Here is an 18424-nt window from a genome sequence, read left to right on the forward strand (position 1 = left end):
AGTGTCGCCACCCATGGGTGGCGACACTCCCGAACAGAGTGCCGCCACCTGACAGGAGCAGTGGCTGGGCTTACTTCAAGCCCTGCGGGCTTTTCAGCCCTTGCGGGCCCCGTGCTCGACGCAGGTCGCGGTCCAGCCGGTGGGGACGACCTGGACCTTCATCCGGCGGCGGCACTCCGGGCAGAAGCGCGGTGGCTCCAGCTCGCGGGCGGAGGCGCAGGCCGCGTGGTCGCCCTCCGCGGCCGGTCGCCCACAGCGGTCGCAGTACATCGTCAGAACGTCGCGGACAGCGACTTGACCGGCATCTTCAGGTCCTGCAGCAGCTCCAGGTCGGCGGTGGCGGGCCGGCCCAGGGTGGTCAGGTAGTTGCCGACGATCACCGCGTTGATGCCACCGAGCAGGCCGTCCCGCGTACCCAGATCGCCCAGCGTGATCTCGCGGCCCCCGGCGTACCGCAGGATGGTCCTCGGCATCGCCAGCCGGAAGGCGGCGATCGCGCGCAGCGCGTCCTTGCCCTCCACCACCGGGCGGTCGCCCAGCGGCGTGCCCGGACGGGGGTTGAGGAAGTTCAGCGGGACCTCGTGCGGGTCGAGCTCGGCCAGCTGCGCGGCGAACTCGGCACGCTGCTCGACCGTCTCACCCAGACCGAGGATGCCGCCGCAGCAGACCTCCATGCCGGAGTCGCGCACCATCTTCAGCGTGCTCCAGCGCTCCTCCCACGAATGGGTGGTCACCACGTTCGGGAAGTAGGACTCGCAGGTCTCCAGGTTGTGGTTGTAGCGGTGCACGCCCATCTCGACCAGCTCGTCGACCTGCTCCTGGGTGAGCATGCCGAGGCTCGCGGCGACCTGGATGTCGACCGCTTCCTTGATCGCTTTGACGCCGGCCCGCATCTGCTCCATGAGCCGCTTGTCCGGCCCGCGGACGGCGGCCACGATGCAGAACTCGGTGGCGCCGGTGGCCGCGGTCTGCTTCGCAGCCTCCACTAGAGAGGGAATGTCGAGCCAGACCGCGCGTACCGGAGACGCGAAAAGTCCCGACTGCGAACAGAAGTGACAGTCCTCCGGGCAGCCGCCGGTCTTCAGCGAGACGATGCCCTCGACCTCGACCTCGGGACCGCACCATTTCATCCGCACGTCGTGTGCCAGCTGCAACAACGCCGGCAGATCAGCGTCCGGCAGGCGGAGCACCTCGAGGATCTCGGCTTCGGAGAGGCCGGTGCCACCGTCGAGAACCTTGGTCCGGGCGCGGTCGAGGATGTCTGGCATGCCCGTACCCTACAGAGTTCCCGGCCCGGACAGGACTGTCGGTGGTGGGTGGTAGTTTCCGGTTCTCGCGATCTCTGGGGGTGTCTTGACCGGCTGGTTGGAGGCGATCGATCGCCTGGCCCGCGAGCGGGCCAAGGCGGGGCTCACCCGTCAGCTGCGCCCCCGGGCAGCCGGCGACGGCGTCGTCGACCTCGCCGGAAACGACTACCTGGGGCTGTCGGTTCACCCGGAGGTGGTGACCGCCGCCGGGGCCGCGCTGAGCGCGTTCGGGCTGGGCGCGACGGGTTCCCGGCTGGTCCGCGGCACCACCGGCCCGCACGCCGAGCTGGAGTCCGCACTGGCCGGTTGGCTCGGCGCGGAGAGCTCGCTGGTCTTCTCCTCGGGCTACCTGGCGAACCTCGCGGTGGTCCGAGCCGTCGGCGCGGTCTGCGACCTGGTCGTGTCGGACGCGTACAACCACGCCTCCCTCATCGACGGCTGCAAGATCTCCGGGATCCGGACCGCCGTCGCGCCGCACAACGACCCGGCCGCCGTCGCTGCCCTGCTCGACGCCCATCCGGGCCGCGCCGCGGTGGTCACCGAGTCGATCTTCTCGGTCGACGGCGACCTCGCCCCGCTGGCCGCGCTGCACGAGGTGACCTCGGCGCGCGGCGCGCTGCTGATCGTCGACGATGCGCACGCGCTCGGCCTGCTCGGTCACCGAGGCGCCGGCGGGGTGGCCGCGGCGGGCCTGGCCGGTCTGCCGGACGTGCTGGTCACGGCCACGCTCTCCAAGGCCCTCGGTGGCGCCGGCGGCGTGGTGGCCGGCCCGGCCGCCTTCATCCGGCACCTGGTCGACACCGGGCGCACGTTCATCTACGACACCGCGCCACCGCCGGCCGTGGTCGCCGGTGTGCTGGCCGCCGTGCGGGTGGCCGCCGACGCCGACGACCGCCGTGCCGTGCTCACCGCGCGCGGGGCGGAGATCGCCGCCCGGCTGCGGTCCGCCGGCTACCCCGTGCCCGATCCGGCGGCCGGGGTTCTCTCCGTGCCGGCGCCCGGGCCGGAGGCGGCGGTCGCGTGGGCCGCCGACTGCCGCGACCGTGGCGTCGCGGTCGGCTGTTTCCGGCCCCCCTCGACGCCGGACGGCAGCTCACGTCTCCGGCTGACCTTGAACGCGGGCGTCGACGGGGCGGATTTCGCCCGCGCCCTGAACGTGATCGTGGAGTGCGCACCATGACCGCCGATCCCCCTTCGGGCACCTACTACTCCGGGATCTCGCTGGCTCCCCCGCCACGCGGGCGCAGCGGCGGGCACGGCCTGCCGGTCGGAGCGCCACCGCACGGGCGCAGCGGGGGGCACGGGTTGCCGGTCGCGGCGCCGCCTCGGGAGCGGGTCACCGACGATCCGCTGCACGCGCACGGCGGCGGCCATCGTGGCGGCCACGGTGCCGGGCACAGCGGCGGCCACGGTGCCGGGCACAGCGGCGGCCACGGTCCCGGCGACGGGCATCCGGCCGGGGCGCCGGCGGGCGAGGCCCACCGGGACGGGGCTCCGGCCGTACCCCCGCTGACCGCGACCGCGCCGCCCGCCGAGCCGGAAGCGGACCCGCCGGCCCTGCCGATCGAGGAACCGGGCGAGAGCCCGGCGGAGCCGCTCACCGAGGCCGAGGTCGACGGCGAGGCGCTGGCCGCCGAGATCGGCAACGAACTCGCCGCACAATCCGGCGAAAGCCCGCAGACCGGCGAAAGCCCGCAGACCGGCCAAAGCCCGCAGACCGGCGAGCCGCAACCCGCCCCGGCCCGGGCCGAACCGCACGAGTGGCGCGGGATCATCCTGGTCACCGGCACCGACACCGAGGTCGGCAAGACCATCGCCACCGCCGCGATGGCCGCTGCGGCGCAGGCGGCGGGCCTCCGGGTCGCCGTGATCAAACCCGGTCAGACGGGCATCGCCACCGGCGCGCCCACCGACGCCGAGGTGATCACTCGGCTGGCCGGTCCGGAGACCGTGCGGACCCTCGCCGAGTACCCGGAGCCGCTGGCGCCCCTGGCCGCCGCGAAAGTCGCCGGTCAGGCCGCGCTGGACCTGTTCGAAACGGTCGACGCGATCCGCGCCGAGGCCGAGAAACACGACCTGGTCCTGGTCGAGGGCGCCGGCGGCCTGCTCGTGCCGATGGGGTTGCGGCCGTCCGGGGAGCCGTGGACGTTCGCCGACCTGGCCACCACGCTCGGCGCGAATGTGATCGTGGTCGCGCGCGCGGGACTCGGCACGCTCAACCACACCGCGCTGACCCTGGAGGCGCTGCACCGGCGCGGCGTCTACGCGCGGGTGATCCTCGGCGCCTGGCCGCACGATCCCGAGCTGGTGCACTGGGCCAACCTGGGCGAACTCGTCCCGCACCTGGTCGGGGCCCTCCCGTCGGACGCCGGATCGATGGACCCCGGGGTGTTCCGCAGATCCGCGCCGGGCTGGCTGACACCCGCTCTGCACGGCGTTCTCGACAACTGGCGGGTCTGGGCGGAGGAAGCGGGTTAACGGCGCGCCCGTCACAATTGTTGTGTCCGGGAGGTGGTCGACATGCACACTGGCCGCGTGGCTTTCACCCTGACGATTGACTGTGGCGGCGGCGGCATCAAGGGCTCTGTCCTCGACGAGGCCGGCACGATGCGGGCACACCCGATCCGGGTCCCGACACCGTACCCATTGCCTCCCGAACTCTTCGTCAAGACTCTGGTGAGTCTCGGCGAACAGTTGCCGAACGCCGATCGGGTCACCGTCGGCATGCCCGGCATGATCCGGCACGGCGTGGTCGTGGCGACCCCGCACTACGTGACACGTAGCGGCCCGCGTACCAGGGTGGACCCGGAGTTGTTCGAGGCGTGGCGCGGGTTCGACGCGCGGACCGCTCTCGCCGACGCGTTCGGGCTGCCCACGCTGGTGCTCAACGACGCCGAGGTGCACGGCGCGGGCGTGGTCGCGGGCACCGGCTGCGAGCTGGTGCTGACCCTCGGCACCGGGCTGGGCTGCGCCCTCTTCGACGGCGGTGAGCTGGCGCCGCACCTGGAGATGTCGCAGGCGCCGGTGCGCTGGGGGATGTCCTACGACACGTACATCGGTGAACATGAACGCCGCCGCCTCGGCGACGCGCTCTGGTCGCGCCGGGTGCGCAACGTGATCGAGGGCCTGCGGCCGGTCTTCCTCTGGGATCGGGTCTATCTCGGCGGCGGCAACAGCCGCCTGATCACCGCCACGCAGCTGGCCCGGATGGGCGACGATGTGGTCGTGGTGCCGAACACCGCGGGCATCGTCGGCGGCGTCCGCGCCTGGACCCTGGGTCAGCGATGACGCCGGACGCCGTGCTGTTCGACTTCGGCGGGGTGCTGGCGGACTCCCCGCCGCAGCGCGCCGCCCCGCCGGAGCTGGTGCTGCGCGTCTTCAACGTGATCAAGAGCGCGCTCACCCCCGGCGAGATCCAGCGGTCGCTCACCGCGGGCGCCGAGGCCTATGCCCGGTGGCGTGACGAGGACTGGCCGGACGAGCTGCCCCAGGCCGAGGTCTGGGAACGCTTCGTGATCGGTGACTGGCCGCCGGAGGCGCAGGCACGGGTGCGGACCGCCGTGCCGCGTCTCAGCTACGACTGGGCCTGGCGGGACGGCTGGCATCTGCGGCCGGGCATTCCGGAGGCGCTGGCGGCCCTCACCGAACGCGGCATCCCGATGGCGGTCGTCAGCAACACGCTCGCCGGGGCCGCGCATCGCGACTTCCTGGACAAATCCGGCGTGGGCCGTCTCTTCGCCGCCCAGATCTACAGCGACGAGGCGGGCGTCCGCAAACCCAACCCGCAGATGATCTGGAACGCCACGGACACCCTCGGCGTCTCCCCCGCGAACTGCTGGTTCATCGGCGACAGCCGCCGCCGCGACGTGCTCTGCGCCCGCCGCGCCGACATCGGCCGCGCCATCCTGATGATCTCCCGCCGGACCGCTCGCGAGGACCCGACCGGCTGGCCGGAACCGGACACCGAGATCCAAGACGGATTCGGCCTGCTCGCGCTCCTTTGAGGGTACGGGCAGCCGAGGTCCCGTGACCCACCGGCGCAACCGGCCAGGCGCGGCCTCCCGGCCGTCCCCCGCCGCCGGCCCATGAGATCCCGCGTGGGGATTCCGGGCGCGCTCCGCACCCGAGGTGCGTGTGGAATTCAGGTGACCTGCCAGACCGTGGTGCGGCGGATCGCCACGCTCTCCAGCGCCTCGGAGACCGGCACCTCGTAGACCGCCCGCCGGATGAGACCCTCCGGCAGATAGGCCCGCCCCGGATCGCCGACCAGCACGAGCGACCCCCGCCCGGCCGCCCGGCGCAGGAACGGCAGCACCCGCCCGGCCATCTCCCGGCTGTAGAAGACGTCGCCGGCCAGCACCACCCCGTACTTCTCGTCGCTGTCCAGCAGGTCCGCCTCGACGGTCCGGACCTCGACGCCGTTGGCGGTCGCGTTGGCCGCGGCCGCCGCCAGCGAGAACGGATCGATGTCGTTCGCGGTCACCGGCGTCGCGCCGGCCCGCGCCGCGGCGACCGCCACCAGGCCGGAACCGGTGGCCAGGTCGAGCACGCTGCGCCCGGCGACCAGGTCCGGGTCGTCCAGCACGTGCCGGGCCAGGGCCTGCCCGCCCGCCCAGGCGAACGCCCAGAACGGCGGGGGCTGCGACGAGCCGCCCGCCTCGGTGGCCTCCCAGAGCGCGATCGGCTCCTCGGCCTGCCACAGCGCGATCTCGGGGACGAAGGGAACCGGCGCGAGCCTGGTGTGGGCGTGAAGGAACTCCGATAGCACCTCCCGATTGTGCCGCTCTCGCTCAGTCTCACGGCGATCGGGCCGATCAGGCCGACATAGCCGTTCACCGGGGCCGCCCGAAGGGAGCAGGATGCCGAGCAGGTGGTCCGCCGCCCTCTTCGGCGTCTGGATGGCGGTCCTCGTCGTGGTTCTGGTGCTGGAACCCGGACTGCAGAGCCCGCTGCGCCTGCTCGCCGGCGCCTCCGCGGTCGCCGCCGTGGTCGCCGGGATGCGCGGCCGCCAGCCGGACGACACCCGGCCCTGGTGGCTGCTCGCCGCGGCGGTCGGCCTGTCGGCGGCCGGTGGCGCGGCCTCCACGGCACCCGCGTTCCTCACCGATCGGCTGGTCTGGCTGGAACCGGCCGGTACGGTGCTGCTGCTCGTCGCGTACCTGCTGCTGGCGGTCGCCCTCGGGCTCTTCGTCCGCCGCCGCACCGAGTCGGCGCGGGACCGGGCCGGGCTGCTCGACGCGCTCACCGTCACCGCCGGGGTGGCGCTGCTGATCTGGACGTTCGTGGTCGGGCCCCGCTTCGACGGCTCCACCGCCGACACCTGGGCCGACCTGGCCATGCCCCTCGCCGACCTGCTCTGCCTGGGCTTCCTGATCCGGCTGGCGACCATGCCGGGCCGGCTCGTCGCGCCCGGGCACTGCCTCGGCGCCGGGGTGTTCGCGATGCTGGTCGCCGACGTGGCCCGGCACCCGGCCGTCGGGCACGTCGCGTTCTACATGGCGGCCGGGCTGGCCGCGCTGATCCCGTCGATGGCCGAACTGACCCGCCCGGGCGAGAAGCCGCCCGTCGAGACCAGCCGGGGGCGGCTCGCGCTGCTCGCGCTCGCCGCCCTGGTCGCGCCGACCGTGCTGCTGGTCAAGATGTACCGGGACAGCCAGGTGGCGGGCCTGACCGTGGTGGCCGCGCTGAGCATGCTGATGCTGCTGCTCGTGCTGGCCCGGATGGCCGGGATCATGACGAGTCACGGGCAGGTGATGGCGCGCGAGCGTGGCCTGCGGGAGGCGTCCGCGGCCCTCGTCTCGGCCGCCGACACCGAATCGGTCGGGCTCGCCGTGCGTACGGCGGTGGCCCAGCTCATCCCCGGCGACGCGCCGCACGGCGTGGTCCTCGCGGTGACGATCGTGCAGGCCGAGCCGCAGTCACCGGAGGCCGCCGCGCAGGCCGCCGTGGACCGGGCGACGGGCACTGCCGCGCGCCTGGTCTCCACCCGGGACGTGGACTGGGCGGTCGCGGTGCGTCTCAGCCAGTTCAACAAGACGCTGCGCTGCCCGATGGTGCTCAAGGACCGGCCGACCGGCGACCCGCTGCTCGGCGTGCTGCACGTCGGTGCGCCGACCTGGGCGCTGCTGGAGCTGCAGCGCTCGGTGGAGGTGCTCGCCGGCCAGGTGGCGCTGGCCCTGGAGCGGATAGCGCTGAGCCAGGAGGTGGCACGGCGCAACAGCGAGACTTATTTCCGCACGCTGATCCAGAACACCGCCGACGTCATCATGATCATCGACGAGCGGGACCGGATCCGGTACGCGAGCCCGTCCGCGGTCGGCGTCTTCGGCGGTGACCCGACCGGCGCGCTGCTCCCCGAGGTGATCCATCCCGGTGAGCGGGACCGGCTGTCCGAGGTGCTGACCGCCGTCCGCGGCGGTGACCAGTTGCAGCAGCAACTCGATTTCCGGGCGCGGGGCAACCGCCGTACCGAGGTCTTGCTCGAATTGCACTGCCGCGACCTGCGCGCCGAGCCGACGGTGGCCGGTCTCGTCGTCACGATGCGCGATGTCACCGAACAGCGGCAGCTCGAACGCGAGCTCACCCACCAGGCGTTCCACGACGCGATGACCGGGTTGGCGAACCGGGTGCTCTTCAACGACCGGCTCAAGCACGCCCTCGCCCGCGGCGCCCGGGACGGCTCGGTGGTCGGCGTGCTCTTCATCGACCTGGACGACTTCAAAATCGTCAACGACACGCTCGGCCACGCCGTCGGCGACCAGCTGCTGATCGCCGTGGCGCACCGGATCGCCGGGGCGCTGCGGGCCGACGACACGGCGGCCCGGCTCGGCGGCGACGAGTTCGCCGCCCTGGTCGAGAACGTCAACGACCCGGGCGCCGTCGAGGAGACCGCCAACCGGATCTTCGAGGCCTTCGCCCAGCCGGTCGAGACCGACGCCAAACCCCTCTACCCGGCGGCCAGCATCGGCATCACGACCACGCCGGAGGCGGACGACGCCGACGAGCTGCTCCGCCAGGCCGACCTCGCGCTCTACGTCGCGAAGGGCGCCGGCAAGAACCAGTGGCGCCGCTACCAGGCGCACCTGCACGCCGAGATGGTCGAACGCCTGGAACTGCGCTCGGCGCTCGACCACGCCGTCAACGAGGGTCACTTCCTGCTGCACTACCAGCCGATCGTGGACCTGGCAGCGGGCACGGCGGTCGGCTTCGAGGCGCTGGTCCGCTGGCACCACCCGCGTCGGGGCATCGTCACGCCGGACCAGTTCATCGAGGTCGCGGAGGAGAGCGGCCTGATCCTGCCGATGGGCCGGTGGGTGCTCGAGGAGGCGCTGCGCACGGCCGCCGAGTGGCGCCGGATCCTGCCGGCCGGGCAGGCGCCGTACATGAGCGTGAACGTGTCGGTCCGGCAGTTCCGCGAGTCCGGATTCGTCGATCAGGTACGCGCCGCCCTGACCAGCACCGGCGTTCCGGCGAACAGCCTGATGCTGGAGATCACCGAGACCCTGCTGGTGAAGGACGACGAACAGATCTGGGCCGATCTCGGCATTCTGCGGGACATGGGCATCCGGATCGCCATCGACGACTTCGGCACCGGGTATTCGTCGCTCGGCTATCTCCGCCAGCGCCCGATCGACGTCGTGAAGATCGACAAGATGTTCATCGACGACATGGTGACGAGTCAGCAGCCGATGGCCCTGGTCAGCGGAATCGTCAATCTGGCGCAGTCCCAGGGCCTTGTCGTGGTCGCCGAGGGGATCGAGCAGCCCGCGCACCGGGATCTGCTGGTGAAGATGGGATGCCCGCTGGGGCAGGGCTATCTGTTCAGCAGTCCGCTGGGGCCGACCGAGGTGCTGGCGTGGCTTCGTAACACCCAGTCGGTGGCCGTCTGATCCGGCTGACCCGTCACCTCCACCGGCTTCGCCTTCAGCTCACCCCGGCTTCCCTTCCGCTCAACGCGGCGTCCCTTCGGCTCGCCCCGGCTTCCCTTCCGCTCGACGCGGCTTCCCTTCGCCTCGCCCCGGCTTCCCTTCCGCTCAACGCGGCTTCTCCTTCAGCCGAATGACCCAAGATCAAATTCTTGATCCCGGAAAAGAAATGGACGAACCGCCCCGGCACCGGAGGATCGGCGACGAGGCGGCTCGGGTCTATGAGCAGGCGCGCAGGTAGAGTCCCATCGACACCCCTAGACTCCTGGGAGCGCTCCCACATGCGAAGGTACCGCACATTCCCAGCCAGCAAAAGAGCCCTCCCATTGCGACATGCCAGAACGGGCAATTTGCACTCGATACCGCGTGCGCGACAGAATGAATGCGACGACGACGATTCGCTGTCCACCCGAATGACTTCGCTACAGGAGCGACAACCACATGGCCAAGCAGGTAATTACTCTTCTCACCGACGACCTCGACGGCGGTGAGGCCGACCGCACCGTCGAATTCGGGCTGGATGGCGTGAACTACACCATCGACCTGTCCGAGAAGAACGCCGGCAAGCTGCGGAAATCCCTCGAGCCGTTCCTCTCCGCGGCCACCCGTCTCGGCCGGGCCGGTGTGGTTCCGTCCACCGCCCGCCGTGCCGCCCCGGCCAGTTCCAGCCGGTCGAGCCGCGACCAGAACCAGGCCATTCGCGAGTGGGCCAACAAGAACGGGCACCCGGTCTCGGAGCGCGGCCGCATCCCGAGCCACATCGTCGAGGCGTACCACAACAAGCGCTGACGCAAAGGTGGCGCCGCCGGGCGCGGCGCCACCTTTCCGCCCCGGTCACGCCCCGCCGACACGCTTTGACACCGGCCGATTACCGCTAAAACCTGGTTCAACCCGCGCTGACGGGGTACGCGAAACGCATGCGTGTAGTCATCGTGGGTGCCAGCGGCAACGCCGGAACCGCCCTGCTGCGCCGGCTCCGCACCGAACCCGGCATCGAGGCAGTCGGAATCTGCCGGCGACTTCCCGAGCAACGGGGCACCGGCGTCGAATGGCATTCGGTGGACGTCGGGCACGAGTCCGCCACCGAACTCCTCACGCCGATCTTCGCGACCGCGGACGCCGTGGTGAACCTGGCCTGGCAGATCCAGCCGAGTCATGACCAGCGCCGGCTCTACCGCACGAACGTGCTGGGCAGCCGCGCCATCTTCCAGGCAGTGCTGCGCGCCGGTGTGCCGTCGCTGGTCCAGGCGTCCTCGGTCGGCGTCTACTCACCCGGGCCGAAGCACGCGTACGTCACCGAGGACTGGCGGCGCGCCGGTGTGCTCGAATCGTCGTACAGCCGGCACAAGGCTCTCGTGGAACGCATGCTCGACGAGATCGAGTCCGACCATCCCACGCTGCGGGTGGTCCGCGTACGCCCCGGCCTGATCTTCCAGCGGGACGCCGGCACCGAGATCGGCCGCTACTTCGCCGGCCCGCTGCTCCCCGCCCGCCTGCTCCGCTTCGGCTGGATCCCGCTGATTCCCGCCCACCCGAACCTGCGGATGCAGGCGGTCCACGCCGACGACGTGGCCGAGGCCTACCTGTCGATCCTCTCGTCCGACGTCCACGGCGCCTTCAACCTCGCGGCCGGCCCGGTCCTCGACCCGGACTCGGCAGCACGCGCCTTCCGCGGCCTGCCGGTGCCGGTTCCCGGTGTCGCCCTGGAGGGCGCCGCCGCGCTGAGCTGGTGGCTGCGCCTGCAACCGGTGGACCGCGGCTGGGTCAAGCTGGCGCTGAAGGCCCCCCTGATGAGCTGCGACCGCGCCGTCTCCGAACTGGGCTGGCGCCCGCGTACCGACGCCATCTCCGCGTTGCGCGAGCTGGTCGCCGGCCTCGCCGGCCGCGCGCACACGGAAAGCCCGCCGCTGCGCGCCGACCCCGACATGCCCGGGCGGATGGGAGGCCTCCTGCGAGGCCGCCTGCCAGGCACCGGAAACCCCTACTGACGGGTACGCCCGAAGCCCTCCCCCCTCCACCGAGCCGCCCCGCGAGGTTGAGGCGCGGACCCTGGCCCCCATATCCACACGCGCCGCGAGTGCCCGCTCTGCGTGTGGAGTTGGGGCGGCTTCACACGTGACCGAGGCTGGTATGTGCGTGTGGAATTTGGGGTTCAGAGCGCGGCTCGGACCCTTTTTGCGCCCGCCTGAGAGCGATTTTTCATGATTTAGCGGCTCTCCGTCACGGCCGCCCTCCGACCGCTGCAAGCAGCCCGGCTTCGCTCAGCGTGAACACTGCTAGCGGCTTGCCCAGGCAACGGTGTAAGCATGTAATCACGTAAGTTGCTTAGGAGGCTGGCATGCGTATTCGAATGAGTCCGCCCGGAGGGCGCACCGAGCCGCCGAACGCCGACGACGCCCCCGCCTGGATCACCGGCGCCATTCCGGACGGGTGGTTCACCGAGCCGCCCGAGGTGGTCGTGGACCGCGACGAGATCATCATCTGGGGCCGGCTGCCGCAGCCGGAGATGACCGCCGAGGCGACCGAGGCCGACCGGGCCGCCGGGCAGGCCGGGCGGATCGCCCAGTTCCGGGAGGACACCCGGGATGCCCGGATCCGGGTCGCCCGGCAGGTGGAGCACCGCTACCAGCGCAAGGTCGCCTGGGGCGCGCGCTGCGGCGACACGTCCGAACTGTTCACCCACCTGTCCGCGCCGGTGATGACGCGACTGCGCCAGCCGGAACGCCAGGTTCTCGACACGCTGGTGGACGCGGGCGTGGCCCGTTCCCGCTCGGAGGCGCTGGCCTGGTGCGTCAAGCTGGTCGGCCGCCATACCGAGGACTGGCTCAGCGATCTCCGCAACGCGATGACCCGCGTCGACGAGCTGCGCCGCCAGGGCCCGGAAGCCTGACGGCCGAAGTCACCCGGCCCGACACGGCAGGCGTCGGGCCGGGTGACGCGCGGACCGGACCGGGTGACGCGCGGCCGGGCCGGCGACAGCGCGGACCGGCCAGGCGCAGGCCAAACCCGGCGCGTGCCGGACCCGCGCGGACCGGAAACCGCGCGGACCGGACCCGGCGCGGGCCGGAACCGGAGTCGGTGACGGCGGGAGAGCGGGGCGCGCCGCCGGCACGCTCGGGGCGGCCGTAGGGTTGGCGGCGTGCTTCGTGAGGTCACTGCTATCCGGTATGTCACTCCGCTCCGCGAGGGCGGCTCCCTCCCCGGCGTCGTCGAGGCGGACGACCTCGGCACCTACGTGGTCAAGTTCCGCGGGGCCGGGCAGGGACCCAAGGCGCTCGTCGCCGAGGTGATCGCCGGGGAGCTGGCTCGGCGGCTCGGGCTGCCGGTCCCGGACCTGGCGAAGGTGGAACTCGATCCGATCGTGGCGCGCGCCGAGCCGGACGAAGAGGTCCAGGAGCTGATCAAGGCGAGCGCCGGCAGCAATCTGGGCATGGACTTCCTGCCCGGTTCGCTCGGTTACGACCCCAACGCGCACCCGGTCGAGCCGGGGCTGGCCAGCCGGGTGGTGGCCTTCGACGCGTTCGTGGAGAACGTCGACCGCAGCTGGCGCAATCCGAACCTCCTGATCTGGCACGGCGGGCTCTGGCTGATCGATCACGGGGCCACCCTCTATTTCCACCACAACTGGGCACGGGCGGCGGCTGTGGTGCACCGCCCCTACCGCTGGGACGACCACGTGCTCAAGCAGTTCGCCACCGAGCTGGCGACCGAGGGGCCGCGGCTGGCCGAGCGGATCACCCCGGAGCTGCTGACCGAGGTGCTGGCGCTGGTGCCGGACGAGTGGCTGGAGGACGGCGACCGGAAAGCGTATTTCGACCACCTTTCTCAGCGCGCCGCGCAGCCGGAGGCGTGGCTGCCGTGAAGATCCCCTACGAGTACGCCGTCATCCAGGCCGTCCCGCGGATCGAGCGGGGTGAGCTGATCAACGTCGGGGTCGTCCTGTACTGCCAGCGGCAGGACTTCCTGGACGCCCGCACCCACCTGGACCCCGACCGGCTGCGGGCGTTGGACCCGGCCGCCGACGTGCCGGCGATCGGCGCCGCCCTGGCCGCGTGGGGCCGGACCTGCGCGGGTGGCGGCCCGTCGGCAGGCATGAAACTGGGCGAACGGTTCCGCTGGCTCGTCGCGCCGCGCAGCACCATCCTGCGGGCCGGCCCCGTCCACATGGGCCTCGCCGAGGACCCGGCCGCCGAGCTGGAGAGGCTCGCCGACCTGCTGGTCCGCTGAGCTCTCGAGCGAGCCCAGGACCCGGCAGGAAAGCGGCTCACGCCCCGGCCGGCGCCCGCGACCGCAGGTCGACCTCGTAACGAACGCCCCGCGGCGAATGACAGCTGACCACGTCGCCGGGTCGCAGGCGCGGGTCGGACGCATAGCGCTCGGCAAGCGTCCGCTCAGCGACCAGAGAGCCGCCGTCCGCCGCGACCAGCAGGTCGGCGATCTCGTCGATCAGCTCCGGCCCGTCCCCCGGCCACGACGGCGGCAGCGCCGCCCAGGACTCGGCCAGCGGCGCCGGGCCCAGCGACTCGACGAATGCCGCCTCGTCACCCCAGAGGTCCCAGAGCAGCACCTCGTCGCCCATCCGGTGAGCGAGCTCCAGCAGCACATAGCTCCGGATCATCAGCGGGCCCCGGATCGGCACGCCGGCGCCCACCCCGTACGTCTGAGGGTCGTCCTCACCGCGCCGGAAGGCGCGCCACGCCTGCGCCGCCGTGCGCAGCCCGCCCGGACCGAGCGGCACGTCGGCGACGTCCACCGGGTAGCCCGCGGCCGGGTTGAGCTGGGTGTCGGTGGCGACCCAGCGAGAGCCGTCGTGCCACTCGGTCACGACGTGGTCGACGTGGAAGCCCTCCTCGAGGTAGTCGGCGAACCCGACCCGGCTGCGCGCCGGGACGCCGTGGGCCCGCAACGCCGCCACCGTGAACAGCGTGAAGTCGCGGCAGCAGCCGACCACGCGCTGCTCCGCCGGGCACGGCGTGCCGAGCGGCCCGTCGAAGCGGACCGTGTCGAGGATGCGCTCCACCCAGCGGTTGTCGATCTCGGCGAGCCGGTCGGGTGGGAAGTCCAGCCCGGAGGCGCGGTAGTGCACCAGCACGTTGCGGGCGACCGCGCCGATGCCCGCCACGTCACGGGGCAGCGCGGTCAGGCGGTCGCGGTGCCGGCCGGGGTCGGAGAAGCGTGTCTGCCGGGTGTAGTCCATCTCTCTCACCCCTCGAAGGGCTGGGCGACGTGCACGAACGGATCGGTGCCGGTCAACCGGTCCCAGCTGTCCAGATAGATCTCGCGGGGCGGCGCGGTGAGGATCATCCCGGCCGCGGTGACGTGCTCGCGGACCGCCTCGTAGGCCTGGGTGATGCGCGGGTAGAAGCAGTCGTCCCGGGTCACCTCGGCGAACGCCACCAGGCGCTCCGGCTCGATCCGGAGAGCGACCCTGCCGACCGGCTCGACCGAGCCGGTGAACGGGATGCAGACCTCGATCGGCGCCTCGCTCTCCGGCGTGACCGCGCGGTGGTAGATCACCCAGCGCTCACCGGTGGTGGTGGCCCGCTGCTCCTCGAGCATGCGCCGGATCTCCCACTCGGCCTCGCCCATGGCCGGCACGAGCCTCTCCTGGTCGACGTCGACGAGGAGGGTGGCGACCTTGTGCGACGGCCGCAGCCCGATCCGCACCGGGTACCTCCGCTCCGGCTCGTCACCGTGCGCCAGACGGCTCCGCAACCAGGTGTAACTCTCCTGCCGGGCCGAGAACGCCGCCTGCTCCCCCGCCCACCAGCGGTCCAGCCGTTTGCCGGCCTCGGCATCCGGCAGGTCGAGCACCTCGCCGATCACGGCGAGCGGCATGCCGAGACGGCGCAGCAGGCCGATCCGGGCGGCCCGGTCCAGCTGGGCGGCACTGTATCGCCGGTAGCTGCTGGCGGTGTCCACCTCGGCCGGTGGCAGCAGCCCGGACGCCTCGTAGAGCCGCAACGCCTTGACCGACAGCCCGGCCCGCCGCCCGAACTCGCCGATGGTCATCTGTGCAGAAGCGGGAGAGGAAGCCATGCGGTCGATGGTGAACCCTGCCCCAGGGGACGAGTAAAGGGACTTCCGGGAAACGATTTTGCGGGCACACTGAGCGGATGCAGCTTCCGCTCAGCCCGCCGGTCAAGCCGATGCTCGCCAAACCGGTCGCCGACATCCCACCCGACCAGGTCTACGAGCCCAAATGGGACGGATTCCGGTCGATCGTCTTCCGGGACGGCGACGAGGTGGAGATCGGCAGCCGCAACGAGAAGCCGATGACCAGGTACTTCCCGGAGGTGGTGACCGCCGTCCTGGCGAACTTCCCGGAGCGGGCGGTGATCGACGGCGAGGTGATCGTCGCCGACACCGAGCGGAACACCCTCGACTTCGAGGCGCTCCAGCAGCGCATCCACCCGGCGGCCAGCCGGGTCAGGCTGCTCGCCGAGCAGACGCCGGCGAGTTTCGTGGCGTTCGACCTGCTGGCGCTCGGCGACGAGGACCTCACCGAGCTGCCCTTCGTCCAGCGCCGGGCCCGCCTGCTGGAGGCCCTGAAGGACGCGAAACCGCCGGTGTACGTCACCCCCGCCACCGACGACACGGCGGAGGCGCGGCGCTGGTTCGAGCAGTTCGAGGGCGCCGGTCTGGACGGGCTGATCGCCAAGCCACGGGACCTGGTCTACCAGCCCGACAAGCGGGTCATGTTCAAGATCAAGCACAAGCGGACGGCGGACTGCGTGGTCGCCGGCTACCGGATCCACAAGTCCGGCCCTGACCGGATCGGATCACTGCTGCTCGGCCTGCACGACGAGCGCGGCGTGCTCGTCTCGGTCGGCGTGATCGGCTCCTTCCCGATGAAGGTCCGCGAGGAGCTCTTCGCCGAGCTGCAGCCTCTGGTCACGACGTTCGAGGGGCACCCCTGGAACTGGGCCGCGCACGAGCAGGGCGAGCGCACCCCGCGCAAGAACGAGTACAGCCGGTGGAACAACGGCAAGGACCTGTCGTTCACGCCGCTGCGCCCGGAGCGGGTGGTCGAGGTCCGCTACGACTACATGGAGGGCGCCCGCTTCCGGCACACCGCCCAGTTCGAACGGTGGCGGCCCGACCGGGACCCGGCCACCTGCACCTACGACCAGCTCGAGCGGCCGGTCCGGTTCGATCTCGCCGAGGTGCTCAACGGTCGCTGACCGCCGTGCCGCGGAGGACCGGATAGGGTCGTCGTGTGGATCGCCGCTTCGTCGCACTCCTCGCCGTGCTCGTCCTGTCGCTGTCGGGGTGCACCCTGCCCGCGTTCGCGCCGAACGGGGCGGACGAGCCGGCCCGCCCGGGCGGCGCCGGCACGAGCCCGGGTGCGAGCGGCACGGCCGACTGGACGCCCTGCCCGGACGTGCCCCGCGAGCTGGTCGGACAGGCCGCGCGCGGGATGTCCTACGACTGTGCCTCGGTGCCGGTTCCTCGTGACTGGAACGAGCCGGACAGCGGCGAGACCTACGACGTGGCGATGATCCGGATCCGGTCGGCGAGCCAGCGTGACCGGATCGGATCGCTGCTGCTGAACCCCGGCGGCCCCGGCGCCTCGGGCATCGACTACGCCGTCTACCTCTCCTTCGGCCAGGCCCTCGGCGGCCTGCCCACCGAGATCACCGACAAGTTCGACATCGTCGGCTTCGACCCGCGCGGCGTGGGCCGGTCCAACCCGGTGAAATGCATCGCCGACCGCGATCAGGACGCCAGTTTCGGCGGCGATCCGGACCCGGTGAGCCAGGCCGACTTCGACAAGATCGCCGCGCTGAACAAGAAGATCGCCGACGGCTGCGCCGCGAAGTACGGCGACCAGCTGCCCAACTTCTCCACCGAGCAGGCGGCCCGCGACATGGAGGCGCTGCGCACGGCGGTCGGCGACGAGAAGCTCAGCTACCTGGGCTTCTCCTACGGCACGCTGCTCGGCGCCACCTACGCCCAGCTCTTCGGAGAGAAGGTGCGGGCGCTGGTGCTGGACGGCGCGATCGACCCGACCGAGAACTATGTGCAGGGCGCCGAGACGCAGGCCAAGGGCTTCGAGCGGGCGTTCGCGAACTTCACGGCGTGGTGCGCGAAGACGCCGGCCAAGTGCCCCATCGCGCCCGACGCGCGAGGCGCGGTCACCGACGCGCTGGCCAAGGCGGAGACCGCACCGGTACGCGGCACCGACGGCCGCGACGCCACACCCGGCTGGGTCTTCTACGGGTTGATCTCCTCGCTCTACACCGAGTCCAGCTGGATCACCCTCGCCAAGGCGATCGCCGCGCTGCAGACCGGGGACGCGGAGGACATCTTCAAGCTCGCCGATCAGTACGCCGAACGCAAGCCGGACGGCACCTACACCAACATGTTCGACGCCAACCTCGCGGTGAACTGCGCGGACACCGACGACGCACCGACCGTCGCCGAGATCCGCAAGCTGCAGGGCGAGTGGCGCGCCAAGTACCCGATGTTCGGCGCGGCTCTCGCGATCGGCATGCTGCCCTGCGCGTACTGGCGCGGCGAGCGCGATCCGTACCCGGCCGGCGCGGCGAAGGGCGCCCCGGCCATCGTGGTGGTCGGCACGACGGGCGACCCCGCCACGCCGTACGAGAACACCGCCGACCTGGCGAACATGCTCGGGCCCGACGTGGGTCATGTGCTGACGTGGGAGGGCGAGGGCCACACCGCGTACCCGTCGACGACGTGCATCGTCGACGCGGTGGACGACTATCTCATCGACTTGAAGGTGCCTCAGGAGGGGCTGCGCTGTCCGGCACGCTGATCCCCTCGCGGGCGGCCATCTCCTCCAGCAGTTTCCGGACCTGACGCAGGTTCGCCTTGAGCTCCTCCTGCTCCTCGTGCCGGAACGCGTCCGTGTCCACGATCAGCTTGCTGGCGAAATGCGCGGTGATCAGCGGGATGACCAAGAGCACCATGATCGAGATGAGCAGGGCGGCCATGAAGCGCGCCGGCACGGTCGACGGTGAGATGTCGCCGTAACCGACGGTGGACGCCGTGACCACGGCCCACCAGATCGAGTCGCCGAACGACTTGTCCTCGAAGAAGTGGTACAACGAACCGCAGACCACGATCAGCAATGAGTACGCGATCAACAGCGTCTTGGGCGAATTTGCCAGCCAGACAACACCGCGGTAGGCCCATCGCGGCAGCGTGAGCAGCACATGCATAGGG

General features: G+C 71.6%; 18 protein-coding genes. 12 read left to right on the forward strand and 6 right to left on the reverse strand.

Features of this window, described 5'->3' with window-relative positions:
• Nucleotides 1-93: 93 nt before the first annotated feature.
• Both bsaP and bioB read right to left on the reverse strand, forming a co-directional pair.
• Nucleotides 94-276 (reverse strand): biotin synthase auxiliary protein BsaP, encoded by a 183-nt coding sequence (gene bsaP / locus AMIS_RS43520; RefSeq protein WP_386933383.1) that lies wholly within the window; start codon nucleotides 274-276, stop codon nucleotides 94-96.
• Nucleotides 273-1268 carry a biotin synthase BioB gene (gene bioB / locus AMIS_RS33505; protein ID WP_014446904.1) on the reverse strand — a complete coding sequence of 332 codons (996 nt, stop codon included), beginning with the start codon at nucleotides 1266-1268 and terminating at the stop codon, nucleotides 273-275. Before bioB ends, bsaP begins: the two co-directional genes overlap by 4 nt.
• 85 nt (nucleotides 1269-1353) lie before the next feature.
• Between bioB and AMIS_RS33510 the strand changes: the two genes are divergently transcribed.
• From AMIS_RS33510 to AMIS_RS33525, 4 genes are all read left to right on the forward strand, one after another.
• Nucleotides 1354-2487, forward strand: a complete 1134-nt coding sequence (locus AMIS_RS33510) for an 8-amino-7-oxononanoate synthase (RefSeq protein ID WP_014446905.1) — start codon at nucleotides 1354-1356, stop codon at nucleotides 2485-2487.
• Between the two features lie 590 nt (nucleotides 2488-3077).
• On the forward strand, nucleotides 3078-3785 hold the full coding sequence (gene bioD / locus AMIS_RS43125) for a dethiobiotin synthase (RefSeq protein ID WP_041831544.1): 708 nt from the start codon (nucleotides 3078-3080) through the stop codon (nucleotides 3783-3785).
• Between the two features lie 57 nt (nucleotides 3786-3842).
• Nucleotides 3843-4595 (forward strand): ROK family protein, encoded by a 753-nt coding sequence (locus AMIS_RS33520; RefSeq protein WP_157435167.1) that lies wholly within the window; start codon nucleotides 3843-3845, stop codon nucleotides 4593-4595.
• Complete coding sequence (locus AMIS_RS33525; protein WP_014446908.1) at nucleotides 4592-5311, forward strand: HAD family hydrolase; 720 nt, start codon at nucleotides 4592-4594, stop codon at nucleotides 5309-5311. The genes AMIS_RS33520 and AMIS_RS33525 overlap by 4 nt, the downstream gene beginning before the upstream one ends.
• Nucleotides 5312-5448: 137 nt before the next feature.
• On the opposite strand, the gene AMIS_RS33530 is transcribed toward AMIS_RS33525, so the two are convergent.
• A complete protein-coding gene (locus AMIS_RS33530; RefSeq protein ID WP_014446909.1) occupies nucleotides 5449-6075 on the reverse strand; it encodes a class I SAM-dependent methyltransferase in 627 nt (208 codons plus the stop codon).
• A 91-nt stretch (nucleotides 6076-6166) separates the two neighbouring features.
• On the opposite strand from AMIS_RS33530, the gene AMIS_RS33535 reads away from it, so the two are divergent.
• From AMIS_RS33535 to AMIS_RS33560, 6 genes are all read left to right on the forward strand, one after another.
• Nucleotides 6167-9196, forward strand: coding sequence for a putative bifunctional diguanylate cyclase/phosphodiesterase (locus AMIS_RS33535; protein WP_014446910.1), 3030 nt, complete (start codon nucleotides 6167-6169; stop codon nucleotides 9194-9196).
• 477 nt (nucleotides 9197-9673) lie between these two features.
• Entirely contained in the window at nucleotides 9674-10021 is a 348-nt protein-coding gene (locus AMIS_RS33540; protein WP_014446911.1) for a histone-like nucleoid-structuring protein Lsr2, read from the forward strand.
• A gap of 128 nt (nucleotides 10022-10149) precedes the next feature.
• Nucleotides 10150-11220, forward strand: coding sequence for an NAD-dependent epimerase/dehydratase family protein (locus AMIS_RS33545; RefSeq protein WP_014446912.1), 1071 nt, complete (start codon nucleotides 10150-10152; stop codon nucleotides 11218-11220).
• 350 nt (nucleotides 11221-11570) lie between these two features.
• Nucleotides 11571-12122 carry a hypothetical protein gene (locus AMIS_RS33550; RefSeq protein WP_014446913.1) on the forward strand — a complete coding sequence of 184 codons (552 nt, stop codon included), beginning with the start codon at nucleotides 11571-11573 and terminating at the stop codon, nucleotides 12120-12122.
• 249 nt (nucleotides 12123-12371) lie between these two features.
• On the forward strand, nucleotides 12372-13094 hold the full coding sequence (locus tag AMIS_RS33555) for a HipA family kinase (protein ID WP_014446914.1): 723 nt from the start codon (nucleotides 12372-12374) through the stop codon (nucleotides 13092-13094).
• Nucleotides 13091-13459, forward strand: a complete 369-nt coding sequence (locus AMIS_RS33560; protein ID WP_014446915.1) for a DUF3037 domain-containing protein — start codon at nucleotides 13091-13093, stop codon at nucleotides 13457-13459. Before AMIS_RS33555 ends, AMIS_RS33560 begins: the two co-directional genes overlap by 4 nt.
• Nucleotides 13460-13496: 37 nt before the next feature.
• Here AMIS_RS33560 and AMIS_RS33565 read toward each other — a convergent pair whose 3' ends face one another.
• Both AMIS_RS33565 and AMIS_RS33570 read right to left on the reverse strand, forming a co-directional pair.
• Nucleotides 13497-14429 carry a transglutaminase-like domain-containing protein gene (locus tag AMIS_RS33565; protein WP_014446916.1) on the reverse strand — a complete coding sequence of 311 codons (933 nt, stop codon included), beginning with the start codon at nucleotides 14427-14429 and terminating at the stop codon, nucleotides 13497-13499.
• A gap of 5 nt (nucleotides 14430-14434) precedes the next feature.
• A complete protein-coding gene (locus AMIS_RS33570; protein WP_014446917.1) occupies nucleotides 14435-15271 on the reverse strand; it encodes a MerR family transcriptional regulator in 837 nt (278 codons plus the stop codon).
• A 77-nt stretch (nucleotides 15272-15348) separates the two neighbouring features.
• On the opposite strand from AMIS_RS33570, the gene AMIS_RS33575 reads away from it, so the two are divergent.
• On the forward strand, nucleotides 15349-16416 hold the full coding sequence (locus tag AMIS_RS33575; RefSeq protein WP_014446918.1) for an ATP-dependent DNA ligase: 1068 nt from the start codon (nucleotides 15349-15351) through the stop codon (nucleotides 16414-16416).
• A gap of 35 nt (nucleotides 16417-16451) precedes the next feature.
• Nucleotides 16452-18014, forward strand: a complete 1563-nt coding sequence (locus tag AMIS_RS33580; RefSeq protein ID WP_014446919.1) for an alpha/beta hydrolase — start codon at nucleotides 16452-16454, stop codon at nucleotides 18012-18014.
• On the opposite strand, the gene AMIS_RS33585 is transcribed toward AMIS_RS33580, so the two are convergent.
• Nucleotides 17965-18420, reverse strand: coding sequence for a potassium channel family protein (locus AMIS_RS33585; RefSeq protein WP_014446920.1), 456 nt, complete (start codon nucleotides 18418-18420; stop codon nucleotides 17965-17967). The genes AMIS_RS33580 and AMIS_RS33585 overlap by 50 nt on opposite strands.
• Nucleotides 18421-18424 lie beyond the last annotated feature (4 nt).

This window comes from Actinoplanes missouriensis 431, assembly GCF_000284295.1.
Taxonomy (GTDB): domain Bacteria; phylum Actinomycetota; class Actinomycetes; order Mycobacteriales; family Micromonosporaceae; genus Actinoplanes; species Actinoplanes missouriensis.